Origin of the sequence: Caballeronia udeis, from assembly GCF_001544555.2 — a bacterium.
GTDB lineage: Bacteria > Pseudomonadota > Gammaproteobacteria > Burkholderiales > Burkholderiaceae > Caballeronia > Caballeronia udeis.
In genome coordinates, this window is sequence record NZ_FCOK02000087.1 from 26478 (window position 1) to 40318 (window position 13841).

Here is a 13841-nt window from a genome sequence, read left to right on the forward strand (position 1 = left end):
AGCCCTGACATGACTGCGACCCCTCGTGTGATGCGGATTGCCCTTACCACGCACTCGGTCAATCCGCGCGGCGGTGTGGTGCATGCGTTAGAACTCGCGAGCGCGCTGGTCGACGAAGGTCACGAGGTGACCCTTTTCGCGCCGGCTGCAGCGAGGGAAACGCTCTTCCGGGAGCCGTCGTGCCGCGTGATTCTCGCCACCATCGAAGGCTTGCAACACGACACGGCCGCACTCGTCGACGCACGGCTTCGCGCGCTCAAAACCAGCATCAAAGCCAGCGATCCACGCAGCTTCGACGTGCTGCATGCACAGGACAGCATCAGCGGAAACGCGCTTGCCGAGTTGACCGCTGAAGGTGAAATAACCGGGTTTGTGCGAACTGTGCATCACCTGGATCACTTCGACAACCCGCGTCTCGCCGCCTGGCAAACGCGTGCATGGCGTGATGCGGATCGCGTGCTGTGCGTCAGTGAAGTATGGACGCGCGAGATGCGTGATACCTACGGCATAGAAGCAGCGACGGTTTCGAACGGCGTAGATCTGAAACGCTATTCGACGCAGCGCACGCCTCACGATCAAAGATTACGGCAGCGTCTTGGTATCGATGGGAGCGGACCGGTCGTGCTCGCGGTCGGTGGCATTGAAGCGCGCAAGAACACGCTCGGCCTGCTCGATGCATTCGCGGAACTGGTCAAACATCATCCGAATGCGCGCCTGGTGATCGCGGGGGGTGCAAGCCTGCTCGATCACGATGCTTATTCGCATGCCTTCATGGACCGCGTGGCCGGGTACGGCCTGTCGCATGCGGTGAGTGTCACCGGCCCGCTCGACGACAGCGACATGCCCGCGCTTTTCCGTTGCGCCGATGTCCTCGCCATGGTCTCGCGGCGCGAAGGTTTCGGCCTCGTCGTTCTCGAAGCGCTCGCATGCGGTACGCCCGTTGTGGCTTCGAACATTGCACCGTTCACCGAGTATCTGGACAACGCGCTGTGCTGCTGGGCCGCACCCACGGATCCAGCGTCAATAGCCGATGCACTTGCACGGGTGATCGACGGCCGTCATCCAACCGACTTCAACCACGCCGTACCCGCGCTACTCGATCGCATGAGCTGGCAGGCGTCGGCACGAAAACATCTCGACATTTACAGCGCCTTGCTTGCAAGCCGCTCTCTTCCAACACTTTAGGAACTCGCCATGCCGGTCATGCATTTTCGAATCCAGTGGCCCGATAACAGCGAAGCAAACTGTTATTCGCCCTCGCAAGTGGTCAGCGATTTCTTTACGCCCGGAGAAGACTATCCCGTCCATGATTTCGTCTCGCGCGCTCGTGAAGCACTGAACATTGCCTCCGAGCGCGTGCGCGAAAAGTACGGCTTCGCATGCTCGGCGGCAATGGATCAACTCGCGCAGATCGAGGTCGAGGCTCAACGGTTTGTCGGTGAGCCGGACGCGAAGGTCAAGGTCATCGCGCTCGTCTGAGCGCCACTCTTTTCGAAAGGACGAGTCATGTCGCAAACATCGGGCAACACGACGCACACCAGCGTCATGGTGGTTGGGGGCGGTCAGGCGGGGCTGTCGGTCAGCTATTACCTCAAGCAGGCGGGGATCGATCATCTCGTGCTGGAGAAAAACACCGTCACTCATACATGGCGCACGCAACGCTGGGACGCGTTCTGCCTCGTCACACCGAACTGGCAATGCGCGCTGCCGGGCTACCCTTATACCGGCGACGATCCGCACGGCTTCATGAAGAAGGACGAGATCATCGAGTATCTCGATGGCTTCATCAGGACCGTCGATGCCCCCGTGCTCGAACACGTGGAAGTGCAGCGGGTCGCGCGTAACAGCGAAGGAGGCTTTAGCGTGTCCACAAGCCAGGGACCGTTCACGGCGGACCAGGTCGTGGTCGCATCAGGCGGTTATCACACGCCCATCGTGCCGCGCATGGCCGAACGCCTGCCGCGGTCGATCAAACAGATCCAGTCGTCCGAGTATCGCAACCCGCAGGCTTTGCCCGAAGGCGCGGTACTGGTAGTCGGGTCCGGGCAATCGGGCGCGCAGATCGCTGAAGACCTGCATCTGGCCGGGCGCAAGGTGATCCTCGCAGTGGGTGAAGCTCCGCGTTGCGCGCGCTTCTACAGAGGCCGCGACGTGGTCGACTGGCTTGCCGACATGAAGTATTACGACATGCCCGTCGATCAGCATCCGCTGCGTGAAGGGGTGCGCGACAACACCAATCATTATGTGACCGGCCGCGACGGTGGTCGTGATATCGATCTGCGCAAGTTCGCGGCCGAAGGCATGGAACTGTACGGCAGGCTTCAGGATCTGCAGGATGGCGCACTCCATTTCGCGCCCAACCTGATCGAGAATCTCGACAGCGCGGACAAGACCTTCAACGGCATCAACGCAGGCATTGATGCATACATCGAAAAGCATGGAATCGAAGCTCCGCCCGGCTCGCGCTATGAACCCGCGTGGTCACCATCGGAAGAACGCACTACGCTCGATCTGCAAGCCAGCGGCATAGGCTCGATCGTGTGGTGCATCGGCTTCACCCCGGACTTCAGCTGGCTTGATGCACCCATCTTCAACGGTCGCGGTTACCCCGCGCATACACGTGGCCTGACACCGCTCGACGGCCTCTATTTCGTGGGCTTGCCGTGGCTGCATACGTGGGGATCGGGCCGCTTTTCAGGCGTTGCGCGGGACGCTGCGCATGTTGTGGAAAGGATCGAAGCTTGCCGGGAAGCGAAAGCGCTGGCGCGCGATGAAGCTACCGTCTGAACACACGAAGGTATCGCCACGAAAAAACCGGCGCATCGAGCGCCGGTTTGTTGAAACACACCCCCGAACCTCAAGCCGCCTTCACGACCTTGTCACCGGCACGATGGATCGGATGCGGTTCCTTCAACTGGTTCGCGATCCGGGTGGCATCGAAGTAAGCACCGTTTGGAGGACGCTTCAAATACTGCCCAGCGCCTCGAACCGCACGCAGATCACCGTCCGCCCAAGCATGCGCGCCACGCGTGAGCGTGTGGGTCGCCACGCCTTGCACGGTCATACCTTCGAACACGTTGAAATCCACCTTCTGGTGATGGGTCTTGACCGAGATCGTCCTGGTCGCGGCCGGGTCCCACACCACGAGGTCGGCATCCGCGCCCACCTGGACCGCACCCTTGCGCGGGAACAGGTTAAAAATTTGCGCAGCGTTTGTGGAGGTCACGCGCACGAACTCATTCGGGGTCAACCGCCCTTTATTCACGCCGTGGTGCCAGAGGATCGACATGCGGTCTTCCACGCCGCCACAACCGTTCGGGATGCGCGTGAAGTCCTCGCGGCCCATGGCTTTCTGCGATGCACAGAATACGCAGTGGTCGGTCGCCGTGGTGTGCAGTTGCCCCGATTGCAGACCACGCCACAACGCCTCCCTATGCTCGCTGGTGCGGAACGGCGGGCTCATTACATGCGCAGCGGCCCGTGTCCAGTCCGGGTCGCTATAGACCGACTCATCGATCACCAGATGACCCGGCAGCACTTCAGCGAACACGCGTTGACCTTCGCTGCGTGCACGTGTGATGACATCGACGGCATCTTTCGACGACACATGCACGATGTAGATAGGCACACCCAGCACCTGCGCAATCCTGATCGCACGGTTCGCCGCCTCGCCTTCCACTTCAGGAGGCCGCGACAAAGGATGCGCTTCAGGTCCGGTGAAGCCTTTCGCAAGCAATTGCTTCTGAAGCTGGAACACGAGTTCGCCATTCTCGGCATGCACAGTAGGCAAAGCGCCAAGTTCCAGCGACCGCGCGAAGCTGTTCACGAGGACTTCATCGTCGGCCATGATGGCGTTTTTATACGCCATGAAGTGCTTGAAACTGGACACGCCATGATCATGCACGAGCGTACCCATGTCGCGATGCACCGACTCGTCCCACCACGTCACCGCGACGTGAAAACCGTAGTCGGACGATGCCTTCTCCGCCCAGCCGCGCCACTCGTTGAAGGCTGCCATCAACGGCTGCTTCGGACTCGGAATCACGAAATCGATAATGCTCGTCGTGCCGCCCGACAACCCCGCCGCCGTTCCCGTATAGAAGTCGTCGCTCGCCGTGGTGCCCATGAACGGCAGCTCCATGTGCGTATGCGGATCGATACCGCCGGGCATCACATACTGGCCCGATGCATCGATGGTTTCAGCATCCGCCGGAACCTCGAGATCGAGGCCGATCTGCAGGATCGTGCCACCGTCTTTCGGGTCTGCGCACAACACGTCCGCTCGATAAGTACGGTCCGCGTCAATCACCGTGCCGCCGCGAATCAGGATCGTCATCTTGCTGTCTCCAAAGAGAAAATCAGGCGCTGGCAATGCGCGCCGTCGGGCGCTTGCCCATCTTCATCCATGCGCCATAAACAATCGATGCGAGCGCGAGGCCCACGAACCATGCATAGGTGTAAAGCGTGTTGAAGAATGCGGGAACGTTGGGGAACGCGGCCGGAAATGCCGTATGCAGGAACCCGGGCAGGTTGGGCAATACGCCCACGAGCAACGCGACCACCGCAGCCATGTTCCAGCCACCTGTGTAGCTGTATTCGCCATTCTCGTTGAAGAGTTCGCGCGTGTTCAGGCGCGTGCCGCGGATCAGGAAGTAGTCGACCATGAGAATGCCGGCCACAGGTCCGAGCAGCGCCGAGTAACCCACGAGCCACGTGAAAATATATCCCTGCGTGGTTGCCAGGATCTTCCACGGCATCATCACGATAGCGATGAACGCCGTGATCATCCCGCCCACGCGATACGAAATGCCCTTCGGCCAGAGGCTCGAAAAGTCATAAGCCGGACCCACGAGGTTAGCGGCAAGATTGCAGCTCATGGTGTCGAGCGTCAGGATGATCAGCGCCACGCCCACGCCAATACCCGTCATGCGGCTGGTCAGGTCGATAGGATCCCAGATCGCCTTGCCGTAGATCACCACGGTTGCCGACGTCACCACCACCGAGATCACGGACAGCAGCGCCATGGGGGCCGGCAGACCGATCGATTGCCCGATGATCTGATCCTTCTGCGAGCGCGCGAAACGCGTGAAGTCCGGAATATTCAGCGCGAGCGTGGCCCAGAAACCGACCATGGCCGTAAGACCTGGCCAGAACGTGGCCCAGAACAAACCCTCCTTCTTGCCGCCGGCGACGAATTGCGAAGGCTGCGCGAGCATCGCACCGACACCGCCCGCCTTCGAGGTCGCCCACCACACGAGCGCGAGGCACATGATGATCTTGATCGGCGCGGACCAGCTTTCAAGGAAACGAATGGAGTCCGTGCCGCGCAAGATGAAATAGACCTGGATCAGCCAGAAAAACAGGAAGCACGCGAGTTGCCCAAGCGAGATATCGAGGAAGGGCAATGGCGTACCGGGCGTCGTGTTACCGGTAAGGATATTCAGGAGCGTATGGATCGCACTGCCGCCGAGCCAGGTCTGGATTCCGTACCATCCGCATGCGACCACCGCACGCAATAACGCCGGCAACCTCGCGCCTTTCGTACCGAACGACGAGCGCACCAGCACCGCATAAGGAATGCCATGCTTGGCGCCCGCGTGGCCCACCAACAGCATGGGCACGAGCACGATCATGTTGCCGAGCAGCACGGTGAGCACCGCCTGCCACGGCGACATGCCCTCCTCCGTGAGCCCGGCCGCGAGCATGTACGACGCAATATTCATCACCATGCCGACCCAGAGCGCCGCAAAGTGATACCACTTCCACGTCCGTTGCGCGGCCGTGGTCGGCGCCAGGTCGTCGTTATATAGACTGCCACTGGCGCCGGCCGCGAACTGCGGGTCGACGGAATGCGCTGGCTGCTTCATCAGGTTGATCTCCTCAAGATCGTTGCGGTCCTCGCCCGTTGATCCGGCTGGAAAACCAGTCCGGGCGTTGGCCGTCAGGGGGACGTCAGCGACTTTTACGGCATTTACGTCAGCCGCTGTTTTTTTATACGGGTTCTCAACTCTAGGCGGCCTTCACGCTTTCTTCAACGTCGGCGTCCACGCGTGCGGGATTGTTCGGATGGGTCGTCCAGTTCGCATATTCGCCGGCATCCACGCGTTCCATCGTGATGCATTGCTCGACCGGGCACACATGCATGCATAAATTGCACCCGACGCATTCCGAATCGATGACTTCAAAATGCCGCTTGCCATCCTTCTCGCGCATGATCGCCTGATGCGCCGTATCTTCGCAAGCGATGTGGCACAGCCCGCACTCAATGCACTTGTCCTGGTCGATGCGCGCCTTGATGTCGTACTTCAAATTCAAGTACTTCCAGTCCGTCACGTTCTGCACGGCCCGTCCGCGGATATCGTCGAGGGTGGCGTAGCCTTTTTCGTCCATCCAGTTCGAGAGGCCATCCGCGAGATCGGAGACAATCCGAAAACCATAGTGCATGGCCGCGGTACAGACCTGCACATTGCCGGCGCCCAGCACGATGAACTCGGCCGCATCGCGCCACGACGAAATCCCGCCAATGCCGGAGATTGGCAAACCGGGCGTTTCCACGTCGCGGGCAATCTCCGCGACCATGTTCAGCGCGATTGGTTTGACCGCCGGGCCGCAGTATCCCCCATGCGTACCCTTGCCGTCGACTGTCGGCATTGGCGCCATCAGGTCGAGGTCGACCGCGACAATCGAATTGATCGTGTTGATCAGCGACACCGCATCCGCACCGCCCTTGTAAGCCGCGCGTGAACTGGTTCGGATGTCGCTAATGTTCGGCGTCAGCTTGACGATGCACGGCAGCTTCGTGCCTTCCTTCACCCAGCGCGTGACCATCTCCACGTATTCGGGGACCTGGCCGACCGCCGCGCCCATGCCGCGCTCGCTCATGCCGTGCGGGCAACCGAAGTTCAGCTCGACGCCATCGGCGCCCGTGTCTTCCACCAGCGGCAGGATCCACTTCCAGTCCCGCTCGTTGCACGGCACCATCAGCGAGACGATCAGCGCGCGATCCGGCCAGTCGCGCTTGACCTGGGTGATCTCCTTCAGGTTGATGTCGAGAGGCCGGTCGGTGATCAGTTCGATATTGTTCAGTCCTGCGATACGCTGGCCATTCCATTGCACCGCGCCATAACGCGAACTCACGTTCACCACATGCGGGTCGAGGCCCAGCGTTTTCCATACGACGCCGCCCCAACCCGCTTCGAAGGCGCGATTGACGTTGTAGGCTTTGTCAGTGGGCGGCGCGGACGCGAGCCAGAACGGACTCGGCGACGTGATGCCGACAAAGGTATTGCGAAGATCGGCCATGAGCTGGCTCCCTTATTGTGGGGGTTTTTTCAAGCGGCCTTGATCGCCGTTGCCGCGAAGAACGCGTGGATGGACTCGGCCGCAATCTTGCCGTCCTGCACGGCCTGGACCGTCAGGTCGAGCCCGCCTGTCGCCGCACAGTCTCCGCCGGCCCAGACGTTATCGAGCGACGTACGGCCGCTCGAATCCACCGCGATACGGCTGCCGTCGAGCGTGAGCAGGTCAGGTTCAAGACCATTCGGCGCGAGCGTTTGACCGATCGCCTTCAGCACCATGTCGGCTTCAATCACAAAGCGTTCGCCCTGCGGGTTTTCGAATTCGACACCCGTGACCTGGCCATCTGCATCGGTTAAACGCACGGGCTTCGCGTGCGTGACGATCGTCACGCCGTTGACTTGTGCGAACTCGCGTTCGGCCCACGTGGCGCCCATGGTCTCGACACCCCGTCGATAGACCATCGTGACCGTTTCCGCGCCCAGCTTGCGGCTTTGCACCGCCGCATCAATTGCCGTATTTCCGCCGCCGATCACCACCACGCGACGCCCGACCGGCACGCTGGCGAGCGCATCCGCCTGACGTACCTGCTCGATGAAATCGACCGCGTTGTACACGCCTTGAAGCGCCTCGCCTTCGAGTTCCAGCGCGCGCACACCGCCCAGGCCGATCGCCAGGAACACCGCGTCATGCTGCTTACGCAAGTCGCCCAACTTCACATCGCGGCCGAGCATCACGTCGTTCTTCACGTCGATACCCCCCACCGAATACAACCACTCCACTTCGCGTTGGGCGAAATCCTCGACCACCTTGTAGGCCGCAATGCCATATTCGTTCAGGCCGCCGGGCTTGGGCCGGGCGTCGAAAAGCGTGACGCGGTGGCCGTCGAGCGCAAGACGATGCGCACAGGCCAGCCCCGCTGGCCCCGCGCCAACCACCGCCACATGACGTCCCGTATCCGCCGCGCGCTTGAAGAGCGGCTCGCCGCGCGCCATCGCCCAGTCGGTCGCATGACGTTGTAGCGCACCGATCTGAACTGGTTTGTCATCCTGATGATTTCTGACACATGCCCCTTCACAGAGGATTTCAGTCGGACATACGCGTGCGCATGCGCCGCCAAGGGGGTTGGCCGACAGGATGTCCGTGGCCGCGCCCTTCATGTTGCCGTTACCAATCTTGCGGATGAAGCTGGGAATATCTATTTTTGTGGGGCATGCGTTGATGCAAGGCGCGTCGTAGCAGTAGTGGCAACGGCTCGACGCTGCAGCGGCCGCGGTGGCATCGAGCAGGGGCGCCACATCCGAAAACTGACACGACAGTTGCTCTTGCGACAGCCGGTTCGATGCAATGTCGCCAATGGGCTTCATGGTCATACACGTTCCTTCGTCAAGGTAAGGCCAAGCGAATGATCTTTCGACTAACACCAGATCAGGCTTAACGGCCCGCGCGCTCAAGCATGGCGTGAAGCAGTACATTTGCGCCCGCCTCAATCCATTCCTCCGATGCATCCTCGATCTCGTTATGGCTGATGCCATCGACGCAAGGCACGAAGACCATTGACGTGGGCGCGACCTTCGAGAGGTAACACGCGTCATGTCCTGCGCCCGAGACCATGTCCCGATGCGCGTAACCAAAACGTTCCGCGGCTGCGCGCACGGACTTCACGCACGCGGAATCAAAGGCGATAGGCGCGTAATAGAAGATCTGTTCAAGCTGCGTTTCGAGCCCCGACGCGCTCGCGATTTTCTCCACGCCCGCGCGCAATGCAGCGTCCATCTTCGCGAGCACGGCGTCGTCGGGATGACGGAAATCGACGGTGAAAAACACGCGGCCCGGGATCACGTTGCGCGAGTTCGGATGCACTTGCATCATGCCGACGGTCGCACACGCCAGCGGCGCGTTATCCAATCCGATGCGATTCACCAGCTCGACCACGCGTGATGCACCAAGCAACGCATCGCGACGGCGCGGCATGGGTGTGGGACCCGCATGCGCTTCCTGGCCGGCCAGCGTGATTTCGTACCAGCGTTGCCCTTGCGCGTCGGTGACCACGCCGATCGTCATGTTTTCCGCTTCGAGAATCGGCCCTTGTTCAATGTGCAGTTCGAACGCCGCGTGCAGCTTGCGGCCGCCGCACGGTTCGTCTCCTGCATAACCAATACGCTTCAGTTCCTCACCGATCGTCTTGCCATCCACGTCCTTGCGGGACAACCCGTAGTCAAGCGTGAACTCGCCGGCGAACACGCCTGACGCAACCATGGCGGGCGCGAACCGCGAGCCTTCCTCGTTGGTCCAGATCACGACTTCCACCGGATGTTCAGTCTCAATGCCCCAATCATTGAGCGAACGGATCACTTCGATGCCACCGAGAATGCCGTAGATACCGTCGAAGCGGCCGCCTGTGGGCTGCGAGTCCGCATGCGAGCCCGTCACGACCGGCGCGGCATTGGCGTTGCGTCCGGCACGACGCATAAACACGTTGCCCATCTGGTCCACCTTGACCGTGCAACCCGCTTCCTTCGCCCAACTGACGATCAGGTCGCGGCCCTCGCGGTCGAGATCGGTAAGCGCCAGCCGGCATACGCCACCCTTTGGCGTCGCGCCAATTTTCGCCATCGTCATGAGACTGTCCCATAGACGTTTGCCATTGATTCTGATCGATGTGTCCAGCGCTGAATCGGTTACCGCGTCCATTTCGCGTTCTCCTTGTGTTGCTCGACTTAGGGTTTCGACTGATACGAATCTGGTGCATCGGCGTCGGCTTTTGGGGCGGCGCCGCACGGCAAAGGTGCAGTTTCCATCCGCTGATCTCCTCCGCTCGAAGCGGCGAATCCGTCGCGATCCGCCGCCCTCCAAATCCTGTCCAACTGGACAGGTTGTAGCCGATTAATATTGGCAAATCAACGTCTTTCGGGGTTTCCGGTTAGAGTAAAAACATAGCGAGAAGCGTGCCATTGCAATGCAGCAGAGCCATGAGGCAAGCGAACAACGGGCTATGCAGCAGTGGCCGCAAAGCGCATAGAATGAGGCGCGATCAAGATGGAGAAGGCGCACGGCGCCATGCAAGGAAAACAATGAGAGATGACGAAGCGACAGCCGAGATGGCGAAAAGCGACGTTGCACCTGTTCCATTGCGGCGGCGCAAGGCGCACATTCGCGAGACCAATGAAGCGCATCTTTTGGCGTGCGCCGAGACTGTGTTCGCCGAGCGCGGACTCGAAGGCGCGAGTACCGCGATGATTGCGGAACGTGCAGGCTTGCCGAAAGCCAACCTGCATTATTACTTTCCGACCAAGCTGGCGCTCTATCGGCGCGTGCTCGAGGATCTGTTCGAAGACTGGCACCGTGCCGCCGATAGCTTCGAGTCCAGCGATGACCCGGTCGAAGCAATAGGCGGCTACGTACGCACGAAAATGGAATTGTCGCGGCGGCGTCCGCTCGGCTCGAAGGTGTGGGCGAGCGAGATCATTCACGGCGCGGTGCACATGCAGGACATCTTGAACGAGCGCGTGAAGCCGTGGCTTGAAACACGGGTGATCGTAATCAACGGCTGGATTGCGCGCGGGTTGCTCGCGCCCGTCGACGCGCAGACGCTGATGTTCATGATCTGGGCGACGACGCAGCACTATGCGGATTTCGATGCGCAGATCCGGGCGCTGAAAGGCAAACGCGCGCTTTCGCAGAAGGCCTTTGACACCTCGACCGAGGAAGTGGTGAAGCTCGTGATCCGGGCGTGTGGCGCGAAGTCACCGGCGTGACATCGAGCAAACCGCGCACATCATGATCAAGCTGGAAGGTCAGGCGCAAACCCTTTAAAAACAACAAAAACCGGTTGCGAAATCATATTAAAAGATTTGCCGAATCGTACCAACTTTGGTACGATTCAGGGTCCAAAACCGGGACCCTTTCCAATGGACAAGCCAGTAAATGTTGTCTTAGATGTTCGCTTTTTCAGCACGGGTGCCGGCAATGAACCCGTCCGCGACTGGCTTCGAGAGCTTGGCGCAGCCGACAGAAAGACGATCGGCGAGGACATCAAAACCGTGCAGATCGGCTGGCCGCTCGGTATGCCACTAGTACGGAAAATGGGCAAGGACATGTGGGAGGTGCGGATCCACTTACACAGGCGTACCGCCCGTGTTTTGTTCACTGTCGTCGGCGACGTGATGGTCCTGCTGCACGGCTTCGTCAAGAAGTCTCAGGACACGCCGAAAGAAGAGCTGGACGTGGCGAAAGACCGTTTGCGCCAGTTTAGGCAAGGTTAAGTCTCACACGCAATGGAGTGCGAAAATCATGGCAAACAAGCATATGGGTGGCCGTTTCGATGAGTTCCTCAGCGAGGAAGCGATTCTCGAGGAAGTCACGGCCACCGCAATGAAGCGAGTCATCGCTTGGCAGATCGCCGAGGAAATGAAGGCGCAAAAGATCAGCAAAACAGCGATGGCGTCTCGCATGAACACAAGCCGCGCGGCGCTTAATCGTCTACTTGACGAAACCGACACCAGCCTGACGCTAACCACGCTCGCCAGCGCGGCCGCGGCGCTCGGCAAGCATTTCCGGCTCGAACTGGCCGCTTGACGCGCTATGCCACCCGAGGTCCACGCGGCAACGTGGGTATTTTTGCGTGGCATTTGCGGCACGCTCATCCCCATCCCTCAACCCGAACAAAAAAAACCCGCCGGCCGCTTTAGCGCGGAGGGCGAGTTTTTTCTTTGGCGCGACACTCAAAAGATCAAACCATCATTCAATCGGGTCTTATAATAAGTCGGACCTGATCCGGTCAGGTCCACTTCAAATTTGCTCAGCGTCGGCTTAATGACCGAAGAACACTGAACCGGGAGCGTTTTGCACCGGTGCAGCCGAGCTACGAACGCCCACTGCCGAGGTGCCGCTGGTCGAAGGACCATACGCCGTTGCTGCCTCGCCATTTTGCGCATTCACACGAGCCTGAGCTGCCTGGAGGTTCGCCGGGTAGTCGATCTGGTCGCCAGCCGGGTTGTACCCTGCCTTTTCCAGTTGAACCAGTTGCGCCTTCACTTCAGCACGCGTCAGCGGGCCGTTGTTGTCAGTGCTTTGCGCAAACGCGAACGTCGGAGCTGCCAATGCCGACACGATAACAACTGCGGGAATAAGTGACTTGAACATGGTGATACCTCCAGTATTTTGTTGATCGTCTCGAAACAACCTCAGAGTGATATAAGCGCTTTCTGAATCTGTTTCGGATGTAAGAAGTCTATGCTTCGGAACCTTGAGGGAAAACCCTTATTTACGCGAAACATCATTGTTGAGATTGCAACAATCGCGAGGGAACGATCGATTAAGTGGAATTGAGAGGGGAAATTCGGAACTTATTACTGAATTAAGCACTAGAGTGCGTCTGAATTCGAGGATTCGTACGCGTTACAGATAGCTGTATTGCGATTTTCACAAGAATCCAACCGGACCCAAGGATGGGTCCGGTGGGTTGACCAAGCTGAGACGGGTCTGGAGACGGGACTAGAAATGACCCGTGAATTGATATCGATCGCCGGGATGCCAGAGGTTCGCCACCGACGCCACCGCATCCCGCGACCACGTCCGCCGATGCAGCATGAGGCACGGCTCGCCGGTTTTCATCGAGAGCGCGAGGCCCGTGCCCTCGTCGGGAAGCGCCGCTTCAATCCGGTATTCAACGCGCTGCAAAGGCGCGGCGACCATCAGGTATTGGTTCGGCGTGATCTTGGTGAAATCCTGGCGCGCATATTCCGGCGCGAGCGCAGGATTCACCCAGCGCTCTTCCAGCTGGATCGGCAAGTCGTTTTCGAAGTGCAGCACCCGCGAATGAAATACGGGGCTGCCCTCGGTCAGCTGCATTTCAAGCGCGAGACGTTCGTCCAGTACGGACGCGCCCAGGTGCATCACTTCTGCCCGATGCACATGTCCGCGCCCCGTGATTTCGTCGGAGATACTGCGAATTTCCACGAGCGTCGACGCGTATTTCGGTTGCGCCACGAACGTGCCCGCGCCCTGCACGCGTGTCAGGATCTGCTCGGCGGTCAGCTCGCGCAGCGCGCGGTTGACCGTCATGCGCGCGACCTTGAACTCGCGCGCCAGTTCGTTTTCAGAAGGCACCTGGTCGCCTTCCTTCCACTCCCCCGCATGAATGCGCGTGAGAATGTGATCCTTGATTTCCTGATACGCGGGCGTGTTCATGCTGGGCGTGTGGCGTCCGGTTAAACGTGGGATTGAACTTCCGAAACAAACGAAAGCGGGCAATGTTTCGCGATTTCGCCGCTGACCACCTGCTTCGCGATCGCCTCGATATCCGGTGCGAAATAATGGTCCAGATCGTAATGCGCGACTTCCGAGCGCAGCGTCTTCATCACTCCGGCCAAGCGCGGGCTGGTTTGATGCGGCGCACGCAGGTCGACGCCTTGCGCGGCTGCGAGCAATTCGATAGCGAGAATATGCGCTACGTTCTCCGCTATGTAGCCAAGCTTGCGGGCAGCGAACGTCGCCATGGAGACGTGATCTTCCTGATTCGCCGATGTCGGCAACGAGTCGAC

Annotated in this window: 14 protein-coding genes; 6 read left to right on the plus strand and 8 right to left on the minus strand. The window is 59.9% G+C overall.

Going from position 1 to position 13841, the window contains the following annotated elements; translation table 11 throughout:
* Positions 1-9: 9 nt before the first annotated feature.
* The 3 genes from AWB69_RS38270 to AWB69_RS38280 are packed head-to-tail and all read left to right on the plus strand — an operon-like array spanning position 10 to position 2787.
* A complete protein-coding gene (locus AWB69_RS38270) occupies positions 10-1185 on the plus strand; it encodes an MSMEG_0565 family glycosyltransferase (protein WP_062091979.1) in 1176 nt (391 codons plus the stop codon).
* A 9-nt stretch (positions 1186-1194) separates the two neighbouring features.
* Positions 1195-1479: an MSMEG_0570 family nitrogen starvation response protein gene (locus AWB69_RS38275; RefSeq protein WP_062091980.1), complete on the plus strand. Its 285-nt coding sequence runs from the start codon at positions 1195-1197 to the stop codon at positions 1477-1479.
* Positions 1480-1506: 27 nt separating this feature from the next.
* A complete protein-coding gene (locus tag AWB69_RS38280) occupies positions 1507-2787 on the plus strand; it encodes an MSMEG_0569 family flavin-dependent oxidoreductase (RefSeq protein WP_062091981.1) in 1281 nt (426 codons plus the stop codon).
* Positions 2788-2857: 70 nt separating this feature from the next.
* Here AWB69_RS38280 and hydA read toward each other — a convergent pair whose 3' ends face one another.
* The 5 genes from hydA to AWB69_RS38305 all read right to left on the minus strand — a co-directional run bounded on the left by hydA (position 2858) and on the right by AWB69_RS38305 (position 9990).
* Entirely contained in the window at positions 2858-4336 is a 1479-nt protein-coding gene (gene hydA, locus AWB69_RS38285; RefSeq protein ID WP_062091982.1) for a dihydropyrimidinase, read from the minus strand.
* Positions 4337-4358: 22 nt separating this feature from the next.
* Entirely contained in the window at positions 4359-5867 is a 1509-nt protein-coding gene (locus AWB69_RS38290) for an NCS1 family nucleobase:cation symporter-1 (protein ID WP_062091983.1), read from the minus strand.
* A gap of 142 nt (positions 5868-6009) precedes the next feature.
* The gene (preA, locus tag AWB69_RS38295) at positions 6010-7302 is read right to left on the minus strand and encodes an NAD-dependent dihydropyrimidine dehydrogenase subunit PreA (RefSeq protein WP_062091984.1); all 1293 of its coding nucleotides are present in this window, start codon (positions 7300-7302) and stop codon (positions 6010-6012) included.
* Positions 7303-7331: 29 nt separating this feature from the next.
* Positions 7332-8669: an NAD(P)-dependent oxidoreductase gene (locus AWB69_RS38300; protein WP_062091985.1), complete on the minus strand. Its 1338-nt coding sequence runs from the start codon at positions 8667-8669 to the stop codon at positions 7332-7334.
* Positions 8670-8730: 61 nt separating this feature from the next.
* Positions 8731-9990 (minus strand): Zn-dependent hydrolase, encoded by a 1260-nt coding sequence (locus AWB69_RS38305; RefSeq protein WP_062091986.1) that lies wholly within the window; start codon positions 9988-9990, stop codon positions 8731-8733.
* Between the two features lie 380 nt (positions 9991-10370).
* On the opposite strand from AWB69_RS38305, the gene AWB69_RS38310 reads away from it, so the two are divergent.
* From AWB69_RS38310 to AWB69_RS38320, 3 genes are all read left to right on the plus strand, one after another.
* On the plus strand, positions 10371-11054 hold the full coding sequence (locus AWB69_RS38310; RefSeq protein ID WP_156529123.1) for a TetR/AcrR family transcriptional regulator: 684 nt from the start codon (positions 10371-10373) through the stop codon (positions 11052-11054).
* A gap of 153 nt (positions 11055-11207) precedes the next feature.
* Entirely contained in the window at positions 11208-11561 is a 354-nt protein-coding gene (locus AWB69_RS38315) for a type II toxin-antitoxin system RelE/ParE family toxin (protein ID WP_062091988.1), read from the plus strand.
* A gap of 28 nt (positions 11562-11589) precedes the next feature.
* A complete protein-coding gene (locus AWB69_RS38320; RefSeq protein WP_062091989.1) occupies positions 11590-11874 on the plus strand; it encodes a helix-turn-helix domain-containing protein in 285 nt (94 codons plus the stop codon).
* Positions 11875-12108: 234 nt separating this feature from the next.
* Here AWB69_RS38320 and AWB69_RS38325 read toward each other — a convergent pair whose 3' ends face one another.
* The 3 genes from AWB69_RS38325 to AWB69_RS38335 all read right to left on the minus strand — a co-directional run.
* Complete coding sequence (locus AWB69_RS38325; protein WP_062091990.1) at positions 12109-12441, minus strand: DUF4148 domain-containing protein; 333 nt, start codon at positions 12439-12441, stop codon at positions 12109-12111.
* 351 nt (positions 12442-12792) lie between these two features.
* Positions 12793-13488 carry a histidine utilization repressor gene (gene hutC, locus AWB69_RS38330; RefSeq protein ID WP_062091991.1) on the minus strand — a complete coding sequence of 232 codons (696 nt, stop codon included), beginning with the start codon at positions 13486-13488 and terminating at the stop codon, positions 12793-12795.
* 20 nt (positions 13489-13508) lie between these two features.
* Positions 13509-13841, minus strand: a 333-nt coding sequence (locus tag AWB69_RS38335; protein ID WP_197500410.1) for an aromatic amino acid lyase, incomplete at its 5' end; no start/stop codon positions are given.